The 23,986-nt window shown below is 74.3% G+C and carries 20 protein-coding genes; 11 read left to right on the forward strand and 9 right to left on the reverse strand.

Features of this window, described 5'->3' with window-relative positions; translation table 11 throughout:
- Positions 1-997: 997 nt before the first annotated feature.
- Positions 998-1,768 carry a glutamate racemase gene (locus ACWD4P_RS29145; RefSeq protein WP_359821736.1) on the reverse strand — a complete coding sequence of 257 codons (771 nt, stop codon included), beginning with the start codon at positions 1,766-1,768 and terminating at the stop codon, positions 998-1,000.
- Positions 1,769-1,825: 57 nt separating this feature from the next.
- On the opposite strand from ACWD4P_RS29145, the gene ACWD4P_RS29150 reads away from it, so the two are divergent.
- Positions 1,826-2,974, forward strand: coding sequence for a glycosyltransferase (locus ACWD4P_RS29150; protein WP_359821739.1), 1,149 nt, complete (start codon positions 1,826-1,828; stop codon positions 2,972-2,974).
- A gap of 42 nt (positions 2,975-3,016) precedes the next feature.
- Complete coding sequence (locus tag ACWD4P_RS29155) at positions 3,017-3,763, forward strand: SAM-dependent methyltransferase (protein ID WP_449781677.1); 747 nt, start codon at positions 3,017-3,019, stop codon at positions 3,761-3,763.
- Positions 3,764-3,796: 33 nt separating this feature from the next.
- Here the strand turns inward: ACWD4P_RS29155 and ACWD4P_RS29160 are convergent, their stop codons facing one another.
- From ACWD4P_RS29160 to ACWD4P_RS29170, 3 genes are all read right to left on the reverse strand, one after another.
- Positions 3,797-4,672 carry an alpha/beta fold hydrolase gene (locus ACWD4P_RS29160; RefSeq protein WP_449781678.1) on the reverse strand — a complete coding sequence of 292 codons (876 nt, stop codon included), beginning with the start codon at positions 4,670-4,672 and terminating at the stop codon, positions 3,797-3,799.
- A gap of 136 nt (positions 4,673-4,808) precedes the next feature.
- Positions 4,809-5,483, reverse strand: coding sequence for a thiol:disulfide interchange protein DsbA/DsbL (locus ACWD4P_RS29165; protein ID WP_359821748.1), 675 nt, complete (start codon positions 5,481-5,483; stop codon positions 4,809-4,811).
- Positions 5,484-5,629: 146 nt separating this feature from the next.
- Entirely contained in the window at positions 5,630-6,859 is a 1,230-nt protein-coding gene (locus ACWD4P_RS29170) for a glycosyltransferase family 4 protein (protein ID WP_449781679.1), read from the reverse strand.
- 446 nt (positions 6,860-7,305) lie between these two features.
- Between ACWD4P_RS29170 and mscL the strand changes: the two genes are divergently transcribed.
- The 4 genes from mscL to ACWD4P_RS29190 all read left to right on the forward strand — a co-directional run bounded on the left by mscL (position 7,306) and on the right by ACWD4P_RS29190 (position 13,010).
- Positions 7,306-7,752 (forward strand): large conductance mechanosensitive channel protein MscL, encoded by a 447-nt coding sequence (gene mscL / locus ACWD4P_RS29175; protein WP_359821754.1) that lies wholly within the window; start codon positions 7,306-7,308, stop codon positions 7,750-7,752.
- A gap of 462 nt (positions 7,753-8,214) precedes the next feature.
- A complete protein-coding gene (locus ACWD4P_RS29180) occupies positions 8,215-8,997 on the forward strand; it encodes a DUF6643 family protein (protein WP_449781680.1) in 783 nt (260 codons plus the stop codon).
- A gap of 337 nt (positions 8,998-9,334) precedes the next feature.
- Complete coding sequence (locus ACWD4P_RS29185; RefSeq protein WP_359821759.1) at positions 9,335-10,210, forward strand: MOSC domain-containing protein; 876 nt, start codon at positions 9,335-9,337, stop codon at positions 10,208-10,210.
- Positions 10,211-10,523: 313 nt separating this feature from the next.
- Positions 10,524-13,010 carry a right-handed parallel beta-helix repeat-containing protein gene (locus ACWD4P_RS29190; protein WP_359821762.1) on the forward strand — a complete coding sequence of 829 codons (2,487 nt, stop codon included), beginning with the start codon at positions 10,524-10,526 and terminating at the stop codon, positions 13,008-13,010.
- 253 nt (positions 13,011-13,263) lie between these two features.
- On the opposite strand, the gene ACWD4P_RS29195 is transcribed toward ACWD4P_RS29190, so the two are convergent.
- Together ACWD4P_RS29195 and ACWD4P_RS29200 are read right to left on the reverse strand one after the other, a co-directional pair.
- Complete coding sequence (locus ACWD4P_RS29195) at positions 13,264-14,382, reverse strand: PLP-dependent cysteine synthase family protein (RefSeq protein ID WP_359821764.1); 1,119 nt, start codon at positions 14,380-14,382, stop codon at positions 13,264-13,266.
- 140 nt (positions 14,383-14,522) lie between these two features.
- On the reverse strand, positions 14,523-15,803 hold the full coding sequence (locus ACWD4P_RS29200; protein WP_449781681.1) for an ROK family protein: 1,281 nt from the start codon (positions 15,801-15,803) through the stop codon (positions 14,523-14,525).
- 92 nt (positions 15,804-15,895) lie between these two features.
- Between ACWD4P_RS29200 and ACWD4P_RS29205 the strand changes: the two genes are divergently transcribed.
- Together ACWD4P_RS29205 and ACWD4P_RS29210 are read left to right on the forward strand one after the other, a co-directional pair.
- The gene (locus ACWD4P_RS29205; protein ID WP_449781682.1) at positions 15,896-17,128 is read left to right on the forward strand and encodes an MFS transporter; all 1,233 of its coding nucleotides are present in this window, start codon (positions 15,896-15,898) and stop codon (positions 17,126-17,128) included.
- Between the two features lie 137 nt (positions 17,129-17,265).
- Positions 17,266-17,847 carry a HutD/Ves family protein gene (locus ACWD4P_RS29210; RefSeq protein ID WP_449781683.1) on the forward strand — a complete coding sequence of 194 codons (582 nt, stop codon included), beginning with the start codon at positions 17,266-17,268 and terminating at the stop codon, positions 17,845-17,847.
- 100 nt (positions 17,848-17,947) lie between these two features.
- On the opposite strand, the gene ACWD4P_RS29215 is transcribed toward ACWD4P_RS29210, so the two are convergent.
- On the reverse strand, positions 17,948-18,991 hold the full coding sequence (locus ACWD4P_RS29215) for an esterase/lipase family protein (RefSeq protein WP_449781684.1): 1,044 nt from the start codon (positions 18,989-18,991) through the stop codon (positions 17,948-17,950).
- Between the two features lie 113 nt (positions 18,992-19,104).
- Between ACWD4P_RS29215 and ACWD4P_RS29220 the strand changes: the two genes are divergently transcribed.
- Positions 19,105-20,580, forward strand: a complete 1,476-nt coding sequence (locus ACWD4P_RS29220; RefSeq protein ID WP_449781685.1) for a PucR family transcriptional regulator — start codon at positions 19,105-19,107, stop codon at positions 20,578-20,580.
- Positions 20,581-20,642: 62 nt separating this feature from the next.
- Here the strand turns inward: ACWD4P_RS29220 and ACWD4P_RS29225 are convergent, their stop codons facing one another.
- Positions 20,643-21,398: an acyltransferase gene (locus ACWD4P_RS29225; RefSeq protein WP_449781686.1), complete on the reverse strand. Its 756-nt coding sequence runs from the start codon at positions 21,396-21,398 to the stop codon at positions 20,643-20,645.
- 205 nt (positions 21,399-21,603) lie between these two features.
- Here ACWD4P_RS29225 and ACWD4P_RS29230 point away from each other — a divergent pair, with 205 nt between their 5' ends.
- Positions 21,604-22,371 carry a maleylpyruvate isomerase family mycothiol-dependent enzyme gene (locus ACWD4P_RS29230; RefSeq protein ID WP_449781687.1) on the forward strand — a complete coding sequence of 256 codons (768 nt, stop codon included), beginning with the start codon at positions 21,604-21,606 and terminating at the stop codon, positions 22,369-22,371.
- Between the two features lie 150 nt (positions 22,372-22,521).
- Here the strand turns inward: ACWD4P_RS29230 and ACWD4P_RS29235 are convergent, their stop codons facing one another.
- On the reverse strand, positions 22,522-23,295 hold the full coding sequence (locus tag ACWD4P_RS29235) for an enoyl-CoA hydratase family protein (RefSeq protein ID WP_359821781.1): 774 nt from the start codon (positions 23,293-23,295) through the stop codon (positions 22,522-22,524).
- A gap of 273 nt (positions 23,296-23,568) precedes the next feature.
- Here ACWD4P_RS29235 and ACWD4P_RS29240 point away from each other — a divergent pair, with 273 nt between their 5' ends.
- Entirely contained in the window at positions 23,569-23,973 is a 405-nt protein-coding gene (locus ACWD4P_RS29240; RefSeq protein WP_449781688.1) for a RidA family protein, read from the forward strand.
- Positions 23,974-23,986: the final 13 nt, after the last annotated feature.

A 23,986-nucleotide genomic window follows, 5' to 3' on the forward strand; every position in this document is an offset into this window, starting at 1 on the left:
GTTGTCGAGGCGCTCCTGGTGCAGCACCACGTCGACGTACGGGTTGATCTCCTTGACGGAGTCGCGGGCCGACTTCCCACGCAGCGCAATTCCGGACCGAAGCCCGGCCGGCCGGTTTTTCCTGCGCACGACCGGTGAATCCGGGCCGTCACGAGATCGACTCCCCGCGGGCCCCGCGAAGCATCACGCCCGACGAACCGGACACGCCAAAAGCAGCCGGCACCACATCCTGCACACACCGCACCCCGGGCCCCTCCCCATCGCAGCCCCGACCGGCCCCCATCCACGAGGCCCCGTCCACGCGAGCTCCCCAGCGGGCTGGGCCCCGAAACGGCCGCCGCACGAGAAGTCGCCCGGGCCGACGTCCTGTGCGGGTCCGCAGTCCGGACGCCCCCTCCACGCCGCCCCGGCTCGGGCCCGCAAGGGTGGGGTGACCTGCAGGAGGCACGGCGCGGGAAGTCGGCGGAGTCGACTTTCCGCGCGAAACCGGGAACCACGGCCACCCCAGCGCCCCGCCCGGACCGCCGGGCCAACCGCTCAGCCCCGGGAAGCGGAGCAGCAGCGGCCTGGCCCCGGGCGCCGGCCGCAGCCGTTGGCCTCCGGACGCCCGCAGCAAGCCGATCGAGTCGCCCCTCGCGCGTAGCCGCAGCACGGAAAGTCGGCCAGCCGCATGTCTGCTCCCCTCGCAGTGCGCGGCAGGGCCCGCTCGGGCGGGGAGGAGGGGTCACTCGAGGAGGCATGCCTTGCGCGAGAAGTCGGCCGGGCCGACGTCCTGTGCGCACCCGTGCGTTTCGCCCTCTCGCAGGGCGTGGCCGTCGGCCTGCTCGGGCAGGGAGGTGGAACCGCGCGAAGCGCACTTGCCTGGAGAGCCGGCCTGACCGACTTTCCGTGCACGCCGACGTCCCCGCTCAGGCGAGGCGTGACAGCCGTTCGAAGCGAGCGCTGCGCGAGAAGTCGGCCGGGCCGACTTCCGGTGCGGGAGGCCCGGGCGGGCTGGTCAGCCGATGAGGGTGGCGAGGGTGTTGCCCTGGGGGTAGAGGGCGGCGGCCGGGGGGAGGGTGGCCGGGGCGCCGGCATGGAGGACGGTGAGGGTCCCGGCGCCGGTGCGGGTGGGGTCGGCGACGCGGCGCAGGGCCTGGGCGGCGACCGCGTCGGCGGAGCCGTGCAGGACGAGCCCCGGGGAGGCGGTCCGGGCGACGGCGGCGCGGATGCGGTCGTCGACGAGCTCGTAGTGGGTGCAGCCGAGCACGATGACGTCGGTGCCGGCCGGGGTCCGGGCGGCGGCATCGGCGATGGCGGCGGTGATGGCCTCGTCGTCGCCGTGCTCGACCGCGTCCGCGAGCCCCGGGCAGGCGACCTCGGTGACGTCCGCCGTGCCACCGAAGTCGCGGATCAGCCCGCGTTGGTAGGCGCTGCCGGTGGTGGCGGGGGTGGCCCAGATCGCGACCCGGCCGCCCTGCGCCGCGGCGGGCTTGATCGCCGGAACGGTGCCGATCACCGGCAGCCCTGGCTCCAGTTCGGCCCGCAGGGTGGCGAGCGCGTGCACGGAGGCGGTGTTGCAGGCGATCACCAGCGCGTCGGGTTCGAGCGCGGCGGCGGCCCGGCAGCATCCGAGGGCCAGCTCGGTGACCTCTTCCGGCGTACGCGGTCCCCACGGCATCGAGGCCGGGTCGGAGGAGAGCACCAGATCGGCGTCCGGGCGCAGCTTCCGAAGGGCGGCGGCGGCGGCCAGCAGGCCGATTCCGGAGTCCATCAGTGCGATCTTCACGGGTCAAGACTTTAGTCGATACGCCCGACCGGCCCGCTTCTGCGGCAGACTGCCGGGGTGACCGTCCTGCTGTGGATCGCCGCGTTGTCCCTGCTGGTCTGGCTCTGGCTGGCCTGCTGCCACGGCTCGTTCTGGCGCACCGACGTACGGCTGCCGCCGCGTCGCCCGCCGGTCCGCTGGCCGCAGGCGGCGATCGTGGTGCCGGCCCGGGACGAGGCCCCGGTGCTCCCGGTGAGCCTGCCGTCGCTGCTCGCGCAGAAGTACCCGGGTCGGGCCCGGGTGATCCTGGTGGACGACCACAGTTCGGACGGTACCGGGGCGCTGGCGGCGGAGCTGCGGACGATCGACGGGCTGGAGCTGACCGTCACCACTCCTCCCCCGCTGCCGCCGGGCTGGACCGGCAAGCTGTGGGCGCTGCGGCACGGCGTGGCGCTGGCCGGTCCGGACGTCGAGTACCTGCTGCTGACGGACGCCGACATCGCGCACGGCCCGGATTCGCTGGCCGAGCTGGTGGCCGCGGCCGAGAGCAACGGGCTGGACCTGGTGTCGCAGATGGCCCGGCTGCGGACGGAGACCGGCTGGGAGCGTCTGATCGTGCCGGCCTTCGTGTACTTCTTCGCCCAGCTCTACCCGTTCCGCCGCAGCAACCGTCCGGGTGCCCGGACGGCGGCCGCGGCCGGCGGCTGTTCGCTGGTGCGGCGCGAGGCGCTGGAGCGGGCGGGCGGGGTGGCGGCGATCCGGGGCGCGGTGATCGACGACGTGTCGCTGGCCCGGGCGGTGAAGTCGACCGGCGGCCGGACGTGGCTCGGTCTGGCCGGGGAGGTGGACAGCGTGCGCCCGTACCCGCGGCTGGAGCAGCTGTGGCGGATGGTGTCGCGCAGCGCGTACGCCCAGCTCAGGCACTCGCCGCCACTGCTGCTCGGGACGGTGCTGGGGCTGGGGCTGGTGTACCTGGTGCCGCCGGTGGCGACGGTGGCCGGCCTGGTGGCGGGGGCGCCGTCGGTGGCGGTGGCGGGCGGGGCGGCGTGGGCGCTGATGGCGGGTACCTACCTGCCGATGGTCCGGTACTACGGGCAGCCGGCCGCGGCCGTGCTGCTGCTGCCCTTCACCGCGGGGCTGTACCTGCTGATGACGGTGGACTCGGCCGTTCAGCACTGGCGCGGCCGGGGTGCGGCGTGGAAGGGCCGGACCTACTCCGGGGCCTGAGAAAACCCTGCGCGCCGGGCCGCCCCGATCCATACTGCTCGAATGGACCGTCAGCACATCTCCCGCCTCGCCCATGCCCACCACCCGATCGCGGCCCCGCTGGCGGACGAGTCGGTGGCGCGGCTGCTGGACCGTGCCATGGCCGGGGCGGAGCGGGGCCGGGCCCTCGACCTCGGCTGCGGTGAAGGCGCCTGGCTGCTCCGGGCGTTGGCCGCCGGTCCGGGCTGGCGGGCGGTGGGTGTGGACCTGGACGCCGCGGCCCTGACCCGGGCCAGGGAGGCCGCGACGGCGCTCGGCGTGGTCCGCCGGATCGGCCTGCACCATTCGGACGCCCGGGAGTTCACCGCGAAGGAGCCCTTCGACCTGGTGCTGTGCGTCGGCGCCACCCACGCGTTCGACGGCCTGGCGCCGACGCTCGCCGCGGCCCGTGGACTCCTGGCACCGGGGGGCCGACTGCTGGTCGGCGAAGGGTTCTGGCAGCGTGAACCGTCACGGCCTGCGCTGGACGGACTGGGCGCGGCGCGGGAGGACTTCGCGGATCTGGCGACGACCACCGACCGGGTCCTCGCGGACGGCTGGACGCCGGTGTTCGGGCACGTCAGCACCGAACAGGAGTGGGACGAGTACGAGTTCTCCTGGACGGGCTCGCTGGCCGAGTGGGCGCTGGACCGTCCGGACCACCCGGGGGCCGCGGCCGCCCGGGAGGCCGCGGACCGGCACCGTACCGGATGGCTGCACGGCTACCGGGGGACGCTCGGCTTCGTCACGTACCTGCTGCGCCGCGACTGAGCGGCACCGGGCCGAACGCGCCCTCCCGGTCGGCTACTTCTGCGTCCGCTCGAGGAAGTCGTCGATCAGCGGCACGATTTCGGGCAGCTTCTCCTCCAGCGCGAAGTGTCCGGTGTCGAACAGGTGCAGCTCGGCCCCGGGCAGGTCGCGCCGGTAGGCGTGCGCGCCGGCCTCGGTGAAGAAGGGGTCGCCCAGCCCCCAGAGGACCAGGGTCGGCGGCTGCTCCGCGCGCAGCCAGGCCTGCCAGGCGGGGTAGAGCTCGACGTTGGTGTGGTAGTCCAGGGCGAGTTCGACCTGGATGTCCTGGCGGCCGGGCAGGTCGAGGAAGTGCTGGTCGTACGTCCAGCCGTCGGGGCCGACCAGGCTCGGATCGCCGGTGCCGCTCTCGTACTGGCCCCGGGTCGCGTTCGGGGTGAGGATCGAGCGGGCGACGTGTTCGGCGCCCGGCACGCCGCGCTTGTTGGCGATGAACTCCCTTGCCCGGTCGGAGAGTCCTTCCTCGTAGGCGTTGCCGTTCTGGACCACCAGGCCGGTGATCCACTCCGGATGCCGGGTGGCCAGGCGCAGGCCGACGGGGGCGCCGAAGTCGAAGACGTACAGCGCGAAGCGGTCCAGGCCGAGGGCGAGGCAGAAGCCCTCGATCACGTCGGCGAGGGTGTCGAAACGGTAGGTGAAGTCGTCGGGCGTCGGGCTGTCGCTGTGGCCGAACCCGGGGTAGTCGGGGGCTATCAGGCGGTAGCGGGTGCCGAGCGCGTCGAGCAGCCTGGCGTACTGGCGGGAGGAGGACGGGAAGCCGTGCAGCAGCAGGAGCACGGGGGCGTCGGCCGGTCCGGTTTCGCGGTAGAAGACGCGCAGGCCGTCGACGTCGACGCGGCGATGGTGGACGTGCGGGATCGTCAGCTCGCTCATGTTAACCATTAAACAGCAATTGAAAGGTTAGGCAAGATGCTGTTCAGGCAAACCGCCCGCCAGGCACGGCACATGAGCGAGCTGAACCACTGTCACGGGGAGGATCGGGATCGGGATCGGAATCGGGAGTGCGGGCTCAGTGCTTGTGCGCCCGCTCCTGCTGCACCAGGTGGTCGAGCACCCCGGGCATCGCCTCGACCCCGCCGGCCTGGGTGGGCGAGGTGCGGTACTCGCCCTGGACCACGACCGTCGGCAGCTCGGTGATGCCGTAGCGGGTGAAGGCGGCGGCGGCTTCGTCGACCGACCGCCCGACCTCGCTGGAGCGGTACGCACGGCCGAAGGCCTTGGCGTCGACGCCCTGCCGGGCGGCCCAGTCGGTGGCGGTGGCCTCGGTGGTGACGTCGAGCCCCTCGTTGTGCACCGCGCGGAAGGCGCTGGTCTGGAGGCGGTCGACCAGGCCGAGTTGCTCCAGCGTGAAGTACAGGCGGGCGTGGCCGCGTTGCACGGCCTCCTCCCGGCTGCCGGGCCAGATGGCCGGGATGCGGTACAGCGCGACATCGGCGCTGTGCCTCTGCGCCCAGGCCTGCAGGGGCTGTTCGAGCGCCTGGGAGTGACCGCAGTCGTACCAGAAGAACTCGACCGCCTCGGTCCGGGCGCTCTCGCGGACCGGTTGCGGATGGTCGAGCTTCACGAACTGGTGGCCCCTGGAGGGGGTTTGGTGGGTCATCGCGCCGGCCTGGACGGGGGACGCGGCGATCCCGACGGCGACGGCGAGCAGGACGGTGGACCGCAGCAGCGACTTCGAGTTCACACCGGGCAGTGTGCTGGTGGCGTTTCGTTACCGGCCGGTTGTCGCGGCACGGCCGGGCCGGATTCGCCCGGACGGCGTACCCGGGCCGCGCCCGTGGACGGAACGAAGCGGAACGGGAAGGACGGGGGGCGGAAACCCGGCCCCGATCAGCGGTCGGGCTCCGCGCCCGCCGTCCACACCTCGGCGACCAGGTGCTGCCAGGCGTCCACGACGGCCCCCAGCTCGAAGTGCTCCAGCGCGTGCGCCCGGGCCGCCGCGCCGAGCCCCGCCCGGTTGACCGCGAGCACCTTGCCCAGCGCCTCGGCGAGAGCCAGCGGATCCCCCGGGGCGACGAGCGCACCGGTGGCACCGTCCCGGACCACCTCGCGCACCCAGCCGACGTCGGTGGCCACGGCGGGCACCCCGGCCAGTGCCGCCTCGATCAGCGCACCGGGCACGCCCTCGCTGTCGCTGGTCAGCAGCAGGGCGTCGGCGGCGCGGTAGAGCGGGGCCGGGTCGGGCAGCGGGCCGAGGAAGTGGGCGCGGGCGGCGGCCGGGTGGCGGGCCAGGGTCTCGCGCAGCGGCCCGTCCCCGGCGACGGCGAGCCGGACGTCGGGCAGCCGGTCGAGCACGTCGAGGGCGAGGTCGAGCCGCTTCTCCGGGGCTATCGCCCCGATCCAGGCGACCAGCAGCACGTCGGCGGGCAGGCCCAGCGCGTGCCGGGCGGCGCGCCGGTCGTCCCGGCCATCGGCGGGCGGATAGCTCTCGGCCGCACGGGAGTTGGGGATCACGCGCACCTTGCCGTCGGGCAGCCGGAACTGCTCCTCCAGGACGGCGCGCGCCTCGTCGGTGAGGGTGGTGACAGCGGCCGCGCGGTGCATCAGCGCGCCGCCGCGCACCCGGCGCAACCGGTTGGCGGTCCAGTAGCGCGGGTGGCCGACCGAGACGTAGACGAAGGGCGTCCGGGTCCCGGTCAGCGCGAGGGCGCAGGCGGCCAGGGTGTCCGAGCCGTGGGCGAGCACCACGTCGGCCGCGCGGGCGGCGTGGCGCAGCGCCCGCAGGGTGCTCGGGTGAAGCCGCCCCGGGCCGAGCACCGCGGCGGAGCGCAGCCCGGAGGCGGCGACGGAGCAGTCGACGGGGCTCCGGTCCGCGGGGTCGGGGCCCGCACCGGCGGTGTCCGGGCTCCGGCCCGCGCCGTCCCGGGCCGCGTCGGCGGGACCGGAGTGGACGGCCGGGTGCGGGGCGAGGGCGCACAGTGCGGAGGACTGCCCCCGACGGCCGAGTTCCCGGTGGAGGTCACGGGCGAAGTTCTGTGCGCCGCCACGACGTGAGTCACTGATCAGGTGCAGGACACGCGGACGGTTTCCGGCCGGATCGGCCGACAAATGGTCGGGCATGGACCGACCTTGGCACAGTGCTCCGCCCGGTACATCCCCTTCGCGCAACCTGATGGTGGCCCATCCGCCCGCACTTGTACACCCGATGTGCGCCACGGGGCCGCCGTCGTGCGCCGGATGCGACCGCCGTGCGCCCCGTCTCGCCCCCTGTCGCGCTCCGGTTCACCCCGTCGCGCCGGGTCGGCGCCGCCCCGGGACGGTGCGTGCCGACACCAAGTGGCGTGTCACACCGTCGAGTCGGGCCTTGCGTTCGACCGGCGAAAGGCCGGTGTGCGGAGCGTCCCCGCCCCGCCCGGCCGACGAGCCCGGGGTACCGGGGCCGTTACCCGGTTCGGGTGAACGCGGTTGGACCTCGACCCGGGCCGATCGGCAGGATGTCCAGCCAGGGGCGGCACCCGCCGTGCCGCCCCATCTCCCCCCTCCTCGTACGGATTTGGAGTCACCCGGTGTTCAAGGGATTCCGCAGCTTCCTGCTGCGCGGGAACGTGGTGGACCTCGCGGTCGGCATCGTGATCGGCGCGGCCTTCACCGCCGTCGTCACCGGGTTCGTCAGCGCCTTCCTCACCCCGCTGGTCGGCGTCGCGTCCGGCGCCGTCGGCGACTTCACCCAGAAGACCTTCGACGTGGCCGGCACCCGGTTCCCGTACGGCCTCTTCGTCAACGCGGTCATCGGCTTCGTGCTGACCGCGGCCGTCATCTACTTCGCCGTGGTGCTGCCCGTCGGCAAGCTCCAGGCCCGCTTCGAATCGGCCAAGCCCGTTCCGGCCGCGAAGGTCGACTGCCCGGAGTGCCTCAGCTCCATCCCTGCCGCCGCGACCCGCTGCTCCTTCTGCACCTCCGAGGTCGGCAAGGCGACCCTGCCCGCGCAGGCCCAGGCGCTGCAGTCACACTGACCGCCGGCAGCGGGCCGAGGACGCGCCGACGCCCGGGCCGCACCGGGCCGACAGCGCGGGTCCAGGAATCGAGCCGTGCAGGTCACAGGCTTGAACAGCGCAGATCGCCGGCCCGGACGGAACGCCCGGGGAGCTGACGGGGACTTTATTCCCGAAACATTCACGAGCCCTCGCCACCACCCTGGCGGGGGCTCGAACGCGCCCGCGCACGCCCTGTCCGGAAAAAGTTTCTCCGCAGGGCCCCCGGCCGTCCACCGGCCGGTCACCGCAAGGCCTCCCAGGCCCTCCGTCCGGCCGTTGTTCGATCACTGACGGGGCGCCAAGGTTGTCCGGAACCGGACGCCGGAATGTCCGGCTTTCCTACTTTCGAAACCTTTGTGCGAGCGAAGACTGTGTAAACACTCGAACTGCTCCCCCTCCCGCTCTCCTCAGCAGGCGCGTTGTGGGCTTACCGTATGCCCCATGACCTCGCCCCGCTCCTACGACGGAGTCGGCTACCCCTCTCCGTCCTTCTCCTCCGGCACGCCGATCTACGACAGCCTCGTGGCTGAGCGCGGTGTCCCCCAGATCGCGCCCATCAACGTGCCGGCCGCCCTGCCGCCGGCGCTGTCCCCCGGGTACGGATCCGGCCTCAACCCCTCCTACGAGAACCGCTACGGCAACGGCTACGAAAGCGCAGGCAGCAACCTCCCCGCGCTGCCGCCCGCCCGCCTCGCCCTGGGCCCCGGCCCGAGCAGCGGTCCCTCCACCGGCCCCGCCACGGCGTACATCCCCGCGCAGCCCGCGCCGGCGTACGCCGCCCCGCAGCCGCCGGTCCCCGGCTACGGCGCCCCCCAGCCGTACCAGCGCCAGCAGCCCGCCTCCCCGGCCTTCGGCCAGAGCTCCGGCAGCGGCTACCAGCCGACCGGCGGCCAGAGCTTCGGCGGCCAGAACACCTTCATCGGTGCCCAGGGCGGCCCGCAGACCTTCGGCGCGCAGCCGGCCGGTGGCCCGGGCGGTTTCGGCCAGGGCCAGCCCGGCGGGCCGCAGAGCCTCGGCGGCCAGCAGTCCTTCGGTGGTCCGGCCGCCGGCGGTCCCGGCTTCCAGGGCCAGGGCGGCGGCGAACAGCCCTTCGGCGGCGCCCAGCTGCGCCCGGCCATGGCGCCGGTCGCACCGGTCCGCCCGATGCAGCCGCAGCGCCCCGGCCCGTACGGCGAGTCCGGGCAGTTCCAGGGTGGTTACCAGTCGCAGGGCCAGGGCTACTGAACCACTGACACCCCTGGGCCGTACCCCCACGCGGCTCGAACCCGCACCACCTGAGCACCACCCGGCGCCCCGAGCGCCGGGCGAACGGAGAAACGGGTCATCCACGGACCGCCCGGCACGCCCCCCACGGCGTACCGGGCGGTCCGTGCGCGTACCGGGCCGTCGCGCAGGAAGCCTTCCGAGCCGAGGCCTTCGCGAACCGGGCCGTCCCGGCAGGGGCCTGCCCAGGTGGGCTTTCCCAGGTCGAGGTCTGCCCGAGCGGGGGGCTTCGTGGGCGGGGGTCTGCCCGGGCGGGGGCCTTCGCGGGCGGGCCGGGGGAGGCTGGCAGGATGGGGGGATGCAGCTCACCGGACTCCACGTCTACCCCGTCAAGTCGATGTACCGCCTGAGCCCGGACACCGCCGTGGTCCAGCCCTGGGGCCTGGCCGGAGACCGACGCTGGATGCTCGCCGATCAGACCGGCCGCTTCGTCAGCCAGCGCGAGAACGCGGCCCTCGGACAGATCCGCGCCGGCCTGCTGCCCGACGGCGTCCTCACCCTGACCGCCCCCGACGGCTCCCGGATCGAGGTCCCCGCCCCCGCCGTCACGGCCGGCGACCCGCTCGCCGACGTCGAGGTCTGGGGCACCCGCTTCCGCGCCGCCGAGGCCGCGAAGGAGGCGCACCAGTGGATCGCCGAACACCTCGGCGACTACCGCCTGGTGCACCTGGACGACCCCCGCGCCCGGCCGGTCGACCCCGAGTTCGGCGAGGCCGGCGGCAGCGTCTCGATGGCCGACGGCTTCCCGCTGCTGCTCACCACCACCGCCTCCCTGGACCGGCTCAACGAGCTGATCGCCGCCGAGAACCCGGACGGCCACGAGACCCTGCCGATGGAACGTTTCCGCCCGAACGTGGTGGTCGGCGGCGCCGAGCCGTGGGCCGAGGACACCTGGCGCCGGATCCGGATCGGCTCGGTGGCCTTCAAGGTGGTCAAGCCCTGCGGCCGCTGCGTGATCACCACCACCGACCAGGAGACCGGCGAACGGCGGGGCAAGGAGCCGCTGCGCACCCTGGCCCGGCACCACCGGCTGCTGCGCAAGGCCGCGTTCGGACAGAACCTGATCCCCGAGCGGCCGGCCGACGTCGAGGGCGACGCGCTCGGCACGCTGCGGTTGGGCGACGAGGTCGAGGTGCTGGAGGACGGGGCGCACTGGCCCGCCGACGGGCACTGACCGCGACCTGCCGGTGCCAACTGCCCGGTGCCGACCGTTCGCTCCGGACGGCGGGGCGCATCGGAGCACCCACCGCCGCAGGACGGGCCCCGCGCTCCGAAACCGGCGCGCCCCGGACGGAACCACCGCTGTGCGTGCTCGTTGAAACAAGTGGTCGGAACCTGTGGCAGCACTGAGCGCTACCGGTGTCCGCGCGACCGCGGGCGGCCGGACCACCCACGTGGGCGCGCTACGGTGGGCGGACGGCCCGCGCACCCCCGCGCGTTCGGCCCGTTGATCGCCGGCTCGACGAAGGTGGGGACGACAGACCGTCATGGCTGAGCACAGGGTCCGGGTCACCCAGGACAGCGCATCCCGCTGGCGTCGCCGCGCGGGCGAGTACGACACGCTCGCGGAGGCCCTGGCCGCCGCCGAACCGGGCGACACCGTGACCGTCCGTCCGGGCACCTTCCGGGAGAACGTCCTGCTGGACAAGCCGGTGACGATCGTCCCGGCCCAGGGCCCGGGAACGGTCCGGATCGACCCGCCCTCCGGGGTGGCCCTCACCGTGACCGCCGCCGCCACCGTGCGCGACCTGGTGGTCGAGGGCGGCGACAGCTCCACCCCGGCCGTCCTGGTCACCGGGCCGGAGGCGACCCCGTCCTTCAGCGGCTGCCGGGTCGAGACCCGCTCGGCCACCGGGATCGAGGTCACCGGCGGCGCCCGGCCGACCCTGCGCGGCTGCGTGGTCACCAACCCGGGCGGGCTCGGGCTGCGGCTGCGCGGCGCCGACACCGCCGCCGCCTTCGAGGACTGCGAGGTCGCCGCCGCCGGCCAGGCCGGACTGGCCGTCCTCGGCGGCGCCACCGCCGCCCTGGAACGCTGCCGCGTCCACCACGCCTCCGGCGCCGGTGTCCTGCTCTCCGACCCCGGCAGCGCGGCCGAGCTGACCGGCTGCGAGATCTACGAGATCCGCGGCAGCGGCGTGCAGGCCGAGGCGCAGGCGGGCGGGCGGCTGGTCGACTGCGAGATCCACCGGGTCACCGGCAACGGCCTGACCCTGGACGGCGAGGCCGAGCTGGTGCTCACCGGCTGCCGGGTGCACGACCTGCCCGAGAACGGCGCCGACCTGCGCGGACGCGCCCGGCTGAGCCTCGCGAACAGCACCGTCCGGGACTTCGGGCGCGGGGCGCTGTCGGTCTGGGACCAGGGCACCGAGGCCGTCGCCGAGTCCTGCCAGATCCACGGCTCGACCGGCGAGTACCCGGCACTGTGGGTCAGCGACGGCGCCCGGCTGACCCTCACCGACTGCTCACTGCACGACCTGCCGGACGCCCTGTTCGTCCTCGACCGGGACTCCGCCGCCACCGCCGAAGGCTGCTCGTTCAGCCGAATCCGCAGCTCGGCGGTCTCGGTCAGCGGCGGGGCCACCGTCTCCCTGGCCTCCTGCCGGGTCCAGGAGGCGGGCACCGGGCTCTGGTTCCGCGACCACGGCAGCGGCGGACTGCTCACCGACTGCGAGATCTCCGACGTGGCCACCGGCGTGATCGTCACCAAGGGCGCCGACCCCGTGCTGCGCGACTGCACCGTGCGGGCCAGCACGGACGCCGGGGTGTACGTCTCGGCGCAGGGGCGGGGCACCTTCGAGGACTGCCGGGTCTCCCAGGGCAAGGGCTTCGGCTTCCACATCATCGACGGCTGCCGGACCCAGCTCACCCGGTGCCGGGCGGAGCACAACCAGCGGGCGGGCTTCGAGTTCTCCGAACCGGGGCCGGTCACCGAGGGGTGCATCTCGGACGACGTCGCGGCCGCACCGGTGCCGGCCGCTCCCGGACCGCCCGGTGGCGGCGCCGGGCCGGGGACCGGAGTCGGGCGCGGTCCGGCGCTGGGGCCGTCCTTCGGATCCACCGACGTACCGGCGCCGCGGACGGCCCAACTGACCGCGGCCGCACCGCTCGCACCGTCCGCGGCCGCTTCGTCGGCGATCGCGCCGATCCCGGACTGCCGGCCCGCCGACGAGGCGCTCGCCGAACTGGACTCGCTGGTCGGGCTGGCCACGGTGAAGCAGGAGGTGCGCACCCTGATCGACCTGATCTCGGTCGGCCGGCGCCGCCGTCAGGCCGGGCTCAAGGCGCCCTCGCTGCGCCGCCACCTGGTCTTCACCGGGGCACCGGGCACCGGCAAGACGACCGTGGCCCGGCTCTACGGCGAGATCCTCGCCTCGCTCGGCGTGCTCCAGCGCGGGCACCTGGTCGAGGTGGCCCGGGTGGACCTGGTCGGCGAGCACATCGGCTCCACGGCGATCCGCACCGCGGCCGCCTTCGACCGGGCTCGCGGCGGAGTGCTCTTCATCGACGAGGCGTACGCGCTCGCGCCCGAGGACGGGGCGCGGGACTTCGGGCGCGAGGCGATCGACACCCTGGTCAAGCTGATGGAGGACCACCGGGACGAGGTGGTCGTCATCGTGGCGGGCTACACCGCCGAGATGGAGCGCTTCCTCTCCGCCAACCCCGGTGTCTCGTCACGTTTCTCACGCACCATCAGCTTCCCCGACTACACCGCGGACGAGCTGCTGGAGATCGCCCGGGCACAGTGCGCCGAACACGAGTACGCGCTCTCGGAGGACACGGAGAAGGCCCTGCTGGAGCACTTCGGCGGGCTGGAGCGCGGCCCCAACTTCGGCAACGGGCGCACCGCGCGGCAGGTCTTCGAGACCATGGTCGAGCGACACGCGGTCCGGGTCGCCCACCTCGCGGACCCGTCCACGGAGGAACTCCAGCTGCTCGTTCCGGCGGACCTGCCGACGGCGTCGCTGCCGTAGCACCGCGGGCGGTGAACTCGGCTGCGGCGCGGGGCCGTTCGGACGGGCACGGGTGTTCTGCCGACGGGCGCGGCGGGCGGGTTGCTGCTGCCGGCCGGACTGGTCGTGAGGCTCTTCCTCGGCGCGGTGGTGCGGCGGGCGACGGCGAACGGCTGACGAATGACGGCTGACAGATGACAGATGACAGACTCTGAAATCTGTCAGCTGTCAGCTGTTCGCCGTCGGCTGCCATCCGCCCCGTCAGCCCGCCCCGTCAGCCCGCCCAGGCGCCGCCGGCCAGGAAGGACTCCAGCGCCGCCCGGTAGGGCGCGATGTCGATCCGCTCGCCCGCCAGCCAGTCGTCCGAGTAGTACTTGTCCAGGTAGCGGTCCCCCGGATCACAGATCAGACCGACCACGCTGCCCGTCCGCCCGGCCTCCCGCATCTCCGCGACGATCCGCAGCGCGCTCCACAGGCCCGTCCCGGTGGAGGCCCCCGCCTTCTTGCCGAGCACCTGCTCCAGCACCCGCACCGCGGCGATCGACGCGGCGTCCGGCACCTTCATCATCCGGTCGATCGACCCCGGGACGAAGCTCGGCTCCATGCGCGGCCGCCCGATGCCCTCGATCCGCGAGCCGCTCTCGCAGAGGGCGTCCGGGTCGTGGTGCACCCAGCCGTCGAAGAAACAGGAGTTCTCCGGGTCCGCGACGCAGATCCGGGTGTCGTACTGCATGTAGTGCACGTACCGGGCGATGGTCGCCGAGGTGCCGCCGGTGCCGGCGGTGGCCACGATCCAGGCCGGCTCGGGGTGCGGCTCCAGGCGCAGCTGGGCGAAGACGGACTCGGCGATGTTGTTGTTGCCGCGCCAGTCGGTGGCCCGCTCCGCGTAGGTGAACTGGTCCATGTAGTGCCCGCCGGTCTCCTCGGCGAGCCGGGCGGAGGCCTCGTACACCTCGTCGGAACGCTCGACCAGGTGGCACTCTCCGCCGTGGAACTGGATCAGGTCGATCTTGGCCTGGCTGGTGCTCTTGGCCATCACCGCGATGAACGGCACGCCGACGAGCTGGGCGAAGTACGCCTCGGAGACGGCGGTGGAGCCGCTGGAGGCCTCGATCACCGGCTTGCCCGGCCGGATCCAGCCGTTGCAGAGCCCGTAGAGGAAGAGCGAGCGGGCCAGCCGGTGCTTGAGCGAGCCGGTCGGATGGGTGGACTCGTCCTTGAGGTAGAGGTCGATCCCCCACTCCGCGGGCAGCGGGAAGCGGAGCAGGTGGGTGTCGGCGGAGCGGTTGGCGTCGGCCTGGACCTTGCGCACTGCCTCCTTGAGCCAGGCGCGGTACTCCGGGTCGGAGCGGTCGACGTCACCGGTCGGCTGGATGCCCGGCTGGATGCTCATGGTCGCTGTCTCCCTCGTGGTGACCCCCCGCCGGTCACTACGAGTGTACGAGAGTCACGATAAGTGACTTTTTTCGATGGCCCAGCTTCCGCTTATCGCCGTCAGGCCCGGTCGCCGCCATCGGGGCAGGACCCGCGCCGTCAGGGCAGGACCGGCACCGACTGCGGATCCGCCAGGTACGGCCCCCAGCCCAGCTCGGCCGCTCCCGCGAGCGCGCCGTGCGCCAGCTCCGCGCCGACGATCGGCACCCGCCCGCTGCGCCCCCACAGGCTGCGCTCGGCGACCACCGACCGCAGCCGGTCGGGCGCGGCCTCCAGCAGGTGGAGGTGCAGTCCGCTGAGGACCACCCGGTCGGGATTGAGGATGTTGGCGACGCCCGCCAGGCCGAGCCCGAGGCGGTCGATGACGTGCTCCACCGCCGCCCGCGCCCGGTCGTCCGTCGCGGCCGCCCGGCACAGCTCGCCGGCCTGGTCGAGCAGCGGGCGCCCCGGCTCCGGGGTGAGTCCGGCGGCCGCGAACAGCGCGTCGGGGTCGGTCTCGGAGTTGAGGCAGCCCCGGTTGCCGCACACGCACGGCCGGCCCTGCGGATCGACGGTCAGGTGGCCGACCTCCAGTGCGAGGCCGGCGCTGCCGGTGTGCAGGTGCCCGTCGATGACCAGCGCGCCGCCGACGCCGCGGTGGCCGGAGGTGACGAAGAGCAGGTGGCGGGCACCGCGACCGGCGCCGTGCCGGTACTCGGCGAGCGCGGCCAGGTTGGCGTCGTTGGCGATCGCGGTGGGCAGCGGGCGCAGCGCGTTCGGGCCGTGGTCGGCGCGTCCGACCTCGACGTCGTAGAGGTCGGCGACCGGGGTTCCGCTGGGCCAGGCGAAGTGCAGCGCGGCGAGGGCGGTGCCGTCCGGCTCGGTGACCGGGTTGGGCAGCGCGAGCGCGGCGCCCAGGCAGCGGCGGTCGGTCGCGCGGGCGAGCTCGGCGCCGGCCACCGCGACGGCACGCAGCATCCGGACCGGGTCGGTGGCGGCGGGCAGCGGCAGGTGGACGGGTGGGTCGAGCAGTCCGCCGAGGCCGGCCAGGGTGACGCTCAGTCCGTCGGCGTGGATCTGGCCGGCGACCACGACCGGACCCTGCGGGTCGATCGCGAGCCGGTGCGACGGGCGGCCGCGACCGCCACCGGCCGGGCGCGAGTCCACGGTGATCAGGCCGAGCGCCTCCAGTTCGGCGGTGACCGCACCGGCGGTGGCCCGGGTGACGTCCAGGGCGCGGGTGAGTGCCGAGCGGGTCGGCGTCTGGCCGGTGTGGATCAGGGAGAGCGCCGGGCCGAGCAGCGTCCGGCCCCGGTCGGGAGCCGCGCGACGGTGGCTGTCGCGCTGCGCGTCGGAGTCGTTCCCGCTACCGGGCCTCGGGCTTGATGGTGAGAGCTGCACGCCCCTATTGTGACTTTGTGTCGCTTCGAAACAAAATCGGTTCACGCACTCGCCCCGACCAATCCTCCCCCCAGTCTCGCAGCACACCCCCGGTGGCCGACAGCCCCTGGGGTCCTGCACGTGTCGCCCTCACCGCGTTCTTCGCCGTCGACGGCTTCCTCTTCGCCGCCTGGGTCGTCCGCATCCCGGACGTCCGCAGCCAGGTCGACGCCTCGCACAGCTCCCTCGGACTCGCCCTGCTCTGCCTGTCCATAGGCGCCGTCCTCACCATGCCGATGATCGGCCGGCTCTGCCTTCGGTACGGCTCGCGCCCGGTGACCGTCGGCTCGCTCGCCCTGCTCAGCCTCGCCGTACTGCTCCCCGCACACGCCCACTCGGTCGCCGCCCTCGGCGGGGTGCTGCTGCTGTTCGGCGCCGGGTACGGCGGGGCCAACGTCGCGATGAACAGCGCCGCCGTCGACCTGGTGGCGCAGCTGCGACGGCCCGTGATGCCCAGCTTCCACGCCGGATACAGCTTCGGCGGGCTGGTCGGCACCGGCGTCAGCGGGCTGCTCGCCGGCCCGCTGAGCACCGCGTGGGCGCTCGCGCTCAGCGCGGTGCTGGGCATGGCCGTCACCGTCGGCGCGGGCATCGTCCTGCTGCGCAGCCCGGCGGCGGCGCCGGTCGGGCCGGACCGGGCTGACCGGGCTGACCGGACTGACCGGACTGACCGGACTGACCGCTCGACGGGGCCGGCCGACGCCGGGGGCCCGGACGCGGGCTCGGCCCGTATCCGGACCCGACTGCTCGTACTGCTGCTCGGCCTCACCGCGCTCTGCACCGCGTACGGCGAGGGTGCGATCGCCGACTGGGCCACGCTCCACCTCACCGACGACGTGCGGGCGAGCTCCGTGGTGGCCGCCACCGGATACGGCGCGTACGCCTTCGCGATGGCCGGCGGACGGGTCGGCGGCACCTGGCTGTCCATCAGGCTCGGCCAGGACCGGCTGATGCTGCTCGGCGGGCTGACGGCGGCGGCCGGCATGCTGATCGCCGCCCTGGCGCCGGCGGTGCCGGTGGCGATCTGCGGGTTCGTGCTCGTCGGCCTCGGCCTGGCCAACCTCTTTCCGCTCGCCATCGCCCGGGCCGGGGCGGCGGGCGGGCCGCAGGGCGTCGCGTTCGCCTCCTCGCTCGGCTACGGAGGGATGCTGATCGGCCCGGTGGTGATCGGCTTCCTCGCCGACGCGGCCGGGCTGCCACTGGCCCTCACCACAGTCGCGCTCGCGGCCACCGTGGCGGCACTCCTGCCGCTGACGGTCGGGCGCCGGACGACGGACGACCGGTGACGGGCTGACAGCCGACGGGCGACGGGCGACGGGCGACGGGCGACAACAGACAGACGACAACAGACAGATGACGGATGACAGATGATGAAATCTGTCATCTGTTATCCGTCATCCGCCATGTGACAGGATGCGGGGCCATGACGACCAGCGAACGCTTCCAGGTACTGCGGGCGAGCGAACGTCCGGCGACGGCGTGGCTCAACGGGGGCGGGGTGACCAGGGAGGTCGCCGGATTCCCGGCCGGAGCCGGGCTGGACGCCTTCGACTGGCGGGTCAGCCTGGCGGACGTCGCCACCGCCGGGCCGTTCTCCCCGTTCCCCGGGATCGACCGGGTGATCACCCTGGTCGAGGGCGCCGGCATGGTGCTCACCGTCGACGGCGTCGAGCAGCCGGTCGACATCCCGCTCCGGCCGTTCGCCTTCTCCGGTGACGCCACCACCGACTGCCGGTTGTCGGCCGGCCCGGTGGTGGACTTCAACGTGATGACGCGCCGCGGGCGGATCGAGGCCACGGTGGACCTGACCGCCGCAGCCGATACGGCCGTCCCGGTCGACGTCTGGGACGGGAGCACCGCCCTCCTGGTCTGCCTCGCCGGGACGGCCGCCGTCGACGGCGTGGAACTCGCCCGTTACGACGCCGCGTTGCTCGACACTCCGGGCACGTACGAGGTGCGGCCGAAGGGCACCACCGCCGTCGTCACCTTCCGCACCACGCCCTGACAAGCGACGAGCCCGCGAACCTGCGGGACCGACGCGCCCGCGACCCGCGCGCCGGCGAAGGACGGTGCTCCCGCCCCGGGGTGGGAGCACCGCCGCCGCGTCACCCGCAGAACACCGGCGTGGCGTGGGCCGGGTCCAGGGCGTTGGTCACCAGGTGCAGCACCGTCGGCGAGAACGCGACCCCGACGTGTTCCACCAGCGAGATCGGGCAGTGCTGCTGCACCACCTCGTCGTCGACGTCCGGCCCGCTGAGGAACTGGGTGCGCCACGGGGTGACGACCTCGTCGAGCACCGTCGAGACCACCGTGTAGCTCACGCCCGGCACGGTGTCCGGCCGGGAGGCCATCAGCTTGTTGAAGTCGGAGCCCACCGCCTGATCCCGGCAGGCCTGGCAGAGCGTGAAGACGACGTCCGCGACGCCCGGGAAGTACGGCAGCAGGTTGGTGATGCCGTCGAGCGTCGTGCCGTGGTTGGACGGCGCCAGTCCGATCATCCGGCCGACCTTGGCCCCGCCGCCGAGGAACTTGAGGTAGTAGTTCGGCATCATGCCGCCCTGCGAGTGCCCGACGATGTCGACCTTGGCGGCGCCGGTCGCGGTCCGCACCAGGTCGACGAACCGGCCGAGTTGGGCCGCCGACTCGGGCACCGGCCCGAGGCCGCCGATCGGCAGCAGCAGGCCGCTGCCGCTGGAGGTGACGCCGGGAACGGTCCCGTAGTCGAGGGCGAAGACGCAGTACCCCAGGCTCTTCAGCAGCGGAGAGAGCGCCAGCCAGTTCTCGTACCGGTTGGCGAAGGTGCCGTGCACCAGGACGATCGGGTCGGGGTGTGCCGTGCTCGGCCGGCAGGTCCAGTCGTTGGCGCCGGGCGGCGAGGCCACCGTGTCGCCGTCCGGCGGGAGTTCGGCCGCGGCACCGGCCCCCACGGGCGCGGCGGCGACGGGCGCGGCGGCGACGGGCGCCGCGACGGGAGCAGTGCCGACGCGCGCGGCGCCGGCGGGAGCAGTGACCGACGGGGACGGAGCCGCGCCCGCCAGCGACGCGGTCGCGCCGACCAGCAGCGCCCCGGCCAGCAGCAGCACGCCCAGCGCGCCACCGCCCTTGCCGAGTCCGGGAGTTGCGGAGAAGCGGAGAAGTGGGGTTCTCAACTGTTGCCTCCACGGCGGAAGTTTGTTACCAACAGGTAACCCGAGGGCTCCATCATGCGGTCGCCCCTCCGGCCCGGCCCTTGGGCGTTTCCCAGACCTGGACGGTGTTCTCTGTGACCGGTCACAACGCACCCCACTGCCCGCCCCCGAGCGCCTCCCCCGACACCTCCCCGCACACCTCTCCGAACGCCTCCTCGCACACCTCCGACCGCGCGCCGGACTGGCGCGTCCCGATGGTCGGTGGGATCCCGGCCGATCAGCGGCTGCTCGGTGGTGCACGGGAGTTGGCCGAGACCGTGGTCGCCGCGCTGCTGGAGAGGGTACCGGTCTACCGCCGGCTGCCCCGCGAACAACTCGCCGGCGAGCTGACCCGGGACACCGAGCGCCGCATCCGCGCCCTCGCCCACACCGTGCGGACCGGACTGCCCGCCGCCGCCGAGGAGTACGCCGCCGTCCGGGCGGCCGCCGCCCGGCGCGCCGAGGAGGGCCTTCCGCTGGACGCCGTCCTGCTCGCCCACCACCTCGGACTGGAGACCTGCTGGGAGTTCGCCACGAGGCACGCCCGGGACGGCGACGCCGCCGACCTGCTCGTCCTCAACCGGCTGCTGCTCGACCAGCTCCGCCGGGTCGCCACCGCCGCGGGGGCCGGCTACCTGGACGGCCGCCGCCCGAGCGCCGACCGGCGGGGCTCGGCCAGGCACTCCCTGCTCGGCGCGCTGCTCGCGGGCACCCCCGCCGACGAGGCCGCCGGCCGTGCCGGGCTCCGGCTGCCCACCGGGTACGCCGTACTCTGCCTGGCTCTCGCCGACCACCCCGACGAGCGCTCCCCCGGCGTCGACCCGGGCATCGCCGCCCTCCGCAAGCTCCGCCGGTTCGAGGCCGAACTCGACCACCGCACCCGGCAGTCGGCGCTCACCGCGCTCACCCCCACGGGTGGCCTGGTGCTCGTCCCGTTCGGACCGCCACCCGGCCCGAACCGGACCGGCGCCGACGAGGACCGCACCGGCGGGAAGCGCAGCAACGAGCACAACAACGACGGACAGGGCGCCGACGAACAGGGCGCCGACGAGCAGGGCAGCGACGGGCACGGCGCCGACGAACCGCCTTGGCCCCGCATCGCCGCCACCCTCGCCGCGGCGGCCCGGGCGTCCGGCGCCCCGGTCCTGGCCGGAGCCGCCTCGGCCGCCCCCGCCGAGGTGCCCGGCGCGGCCGCCCTCGCCTATGAAGTCCTCGATGTGGCGCGGGCGTTCGGCCGACCACCCGGCCTGCACCGGCTGGACGACGTCCTGCTGGAGTACCAGCTCACCCGCCCCAGCCAGGCCCGTTCCCGGCTCGCCGCACTGCTCGAACCCCTCGCCGAATCCGGGGAGTTGCTCATCACCCTGCACACCCATCTGGCCGGCGGCCTGAACCGCCGGCTCACCGCGAGCGCCCTGCACCTGCATCCGAACACCGTCGACTACCGGTTGCGCCGGATCGCCGCGCTGACCGGCCTGGATCCCGCGCGCCCCGCCGACGTCCCGCGGATCACCGCCGCCATCGCCGCCCGTACCGCCGAACAGGCCACCACTGGCCACCGACAGCCGTAGGCCGGCCGACGCCCCCGCGGCCGGGCGGAACGGACCGGACGGAACGGACCGGGCGCGGAGGCTCAGCCCTGTTCTCCCGGCAGCCTCAGGTCCCAGCCGACCAGGGCCCGCAGCTGCTCCGCGGTCACGCCGTCCGGCACCGGCTGCGGCGCGTCGTGGCGCAGCGGCGGCTGCCAGCCCTCCTCCTCCGTCCAGCGGCGCACCACCTTGGCCGGCGCCCCGGCGACCACGCTGTGGTCGGGCACCTCACCGCGCACCACGGCCCCGGCCGCGACCACCACGTTGCGGCCGATCCGCGCCCCGGGCAGGATCACCGCGCCGGTGCCGATCCAGCTGCCCGCACCGATCTCCACCGGTTCGTTGCGCGGCCACTGCTTGCCGATCGGCAGCTCGGGGTCCCGGTACTCGTGCGCCTGGTCGCTGATGTACACGCCCGGCCCCGTCCACACGTCGTCGCCGATGACGATCGACTGGTGACCGACGATGTGGCTGTCCCGGCCGATCACGCAGCCGCCGCCGATCCGCACGATCGGCTCCGGCCCGAGGTCCAGCCCGGGCAGGAACCCGGCGCTGATGGTGACCCGCTCACCGATGATCGAGAACGGCCCGACCGTGATCCACTGCTCGTTGAAGACGGCCCCGAGCGGGAAGCTGAACGTCGTGCCGTCCCCCAGCTCGCCGAACCGGTACGGCCCCGGGTTGCGGTTGGTGACCGCGCCGATCCGCTGCACCCAGCGCCAACCCCGGTGGACGAGACGCCCGGCGGCGCGGCGACCACCGGTCCTGACGGCTGAGACGAGGGTGCGGGTTATCGGCATGCGCTCACGTTACCGGCCCGTAGCGTGCGCCCGTCCGTCGGGAGGCACCCACGGGAAACGGCCGCGGGCACACTCCCGGGAGCCGCCCCCGCACGACGGCCACGAGGGCATCGGCCACGCGCCCTCGCGGACACGCGCGATCCGGCCCGGAGGAAGGTCCGAAATCCGCGACCGGCGGTCGGCCCCCGGTGGGAGACTCCGTCCCATGGAGATCACCGAGCACATCGACGCGCTGCATCTGGAGGGCACCCGGCTCGCCGAGGCCGCGGCCCGCACCGAGCTGTCCGCCCCCGTACCGACCTGCCCGGAGTGGCAGCTGGCGGACCTGCTGCGACATGTCGGCCACGTCCACCGCTGGGCGGGCGCCATCGTGTCCCGGGGCCTGCGGGCGCCGCTGGACGAGGCGGGCGCGCGGGCCGCCATCGGCCCGGTGCCCCCGGGCGCCGCGCTGCTCGACTGGTACCGCGAGGGCCACGCCGCCCTGGTGGACATCCTCACCGAGGCGCCCGCCGACCTCGAGTGCTGGAGCTTCCTGCCGGCACCCGCTCCACTGGCCTTCTGGGCCCGCCGGCAGGCGCATGAGACCGCCGTTCACCGCCACGACGCCGACGCCGCCGCCGGGGTGCCCGGTCCGGTCGTGGACACTGCCCTCGCCCTGGACGGCGTCGACGAACTGGTGCGCGGCTTCATGACGGGCAGCCGCTCGATCCTGCGCAGCGACCGGCTGCGCACCCTCCAGCTCCGGGCCACCGACGGGGCCGGCTCCTGGCGGCTGACGATCACCCAGGAGGCGCCGACCGTCACCACCGGCGAGAGCTCCGCGCCGGCGGACCTGACCGTCACCGGCCCCGCCCACGAGCTCTACCTGCTGCTCTGGAACCGGCTCTCCGCCGAGCGGGCCGGAGGGATCAAGGCCGTCGGCGACCAGGACCTGCTCGGCCTCTGGAGCGACGCCGCGGCGGTCCGCTGGTAGTGACCGGTAGTGGCGCCGACGCGGATGAGCGCCCGTGACGCCCGGGGGGCGGCGACGCCCCCCGGGCGAACCCACGCGCCCCGGGGCAATCCGCCACCGGCCGGCGCGCCCGGCCCTCCGCGACCGCGCCGCCGTCCCGCCGTCCCGCCGTCAGCGCACCCAGCGCGCGGGCCGCTTCTCCAGGAACGACCGCATCCCCTCCTGCGCCTCCTCCGAGCCGAAGAGCCGCGCCGACAGCTCCACCAGCTCGTCCGCGTCCCGCTCGAAGGAGCGCACCACCTCGGCGTTGGCCAGCCGCTTGGACTCCGCCAGTCCCTGCGGGGAGCCCAGACGCAGCGCGTCCAGCAGTCCCTTCAGCACCGTGCCGGTGGACTCGGCGGAGTCGGCGGCGCTGGTGATCAGCCCGATCCGGGCGGCCTCGGCGGCGTCGAAGACCTCACCGGTGAGGTAGTAGCGGGAGGCGGCACGCGGGTCCAGCTTCGGGCGCAGCGGCAGCGAGATGACGGCGGGGGCGAGGCCGAGCCGCACCTCGGTGAAGGCGAAGGTCGAGGCCGGTCCGGCGACCGCGAGGTCCGCCGCGCCGACCAGGCCCAGGCCGCCCGCCCGGACGTGCCCGTCGATCACGGCGATCACCGGCTTCGCGCAGTCCACGATCGCCCGCTGGAGCTCGACCAGGCCGCGCGGGCCGACCGTCGGGTCCGCTCCGGTCGCCTCGGAGAGGTCGGCGCCCGCGCAGAACACCTTGCCGGTGTGCCCGAGCACCACCGCGCGGACCTCCGGGTCGGCCGCGGCGGAGGCCAGTCCGGCGTGCAGCTCGGCCATCAGCCGGGTGGAGAGCGCGTTGCGGTTGTGCGGCGAGTCGAGGGTGAGCGTGGTGACGGCGTCGGCGGTGCTGACGTGGACGAGGGGCGCTGCGCTGGTCATCGGCGGGGCCTGCCTTCCGGCTGAGGGTGGGTCGGACAGCGGGTGCGGTCCGGGAGGTGCCCGGACGACGCCCGGACGACTCTGGCACGCCCACCCGCCCCTCGGCCAGAGCGGACCGGCGCCGAACCCGGCACCGGCCCGGCGCCGCACCCCGCACCCAACCGGTGCCGCCCGCAACCCCGAACCGGCGCCCTACCCCGCACCGAACCGGCGCCCCGCACGGCACCGGGCCGGGGTTGCGGGCCCGCGGGGGCATGGATCAGGATCCGTCCCATGACCTCCTCTCACCTCACCCACATCACCGAGCCGCCCGGGGTCGCGCCCGGCACCGGCTACACCCAGGTCGTCACCGGAAGCGGCCGGCTGGTCCAGGTATCCGGGCAGATCCCCTTCGACGAGCACCGGAACCTGGTCGGCGCGGGGGACCCGAAGGCGCAGGTGCGGCAGGTCTTCGAGAACCTGCGCCGCTGCCTGGCGGCCGCCGGGGCCGGGTTCGAGGACGTCGTGAAGTTCACCTACTTCATGACCGACATCACCCACCTCCCCGTCGTCCGCGAGATCCGTGACGGGTACCTGGGCTCCGCTCCGGCGCCCGCTTCCTCCGCCGTGCAGGTGGCGGCGCTGTTCCGGCCCGACGTGCTGGTCGAGATCGAGGCGCTGGCGATCGTCCGGGAGTAGCAGGGCAGCGGGG

It is taken from the genome of Kitasatospora sp. NPDC002543, from assembly GCF_053594915.1.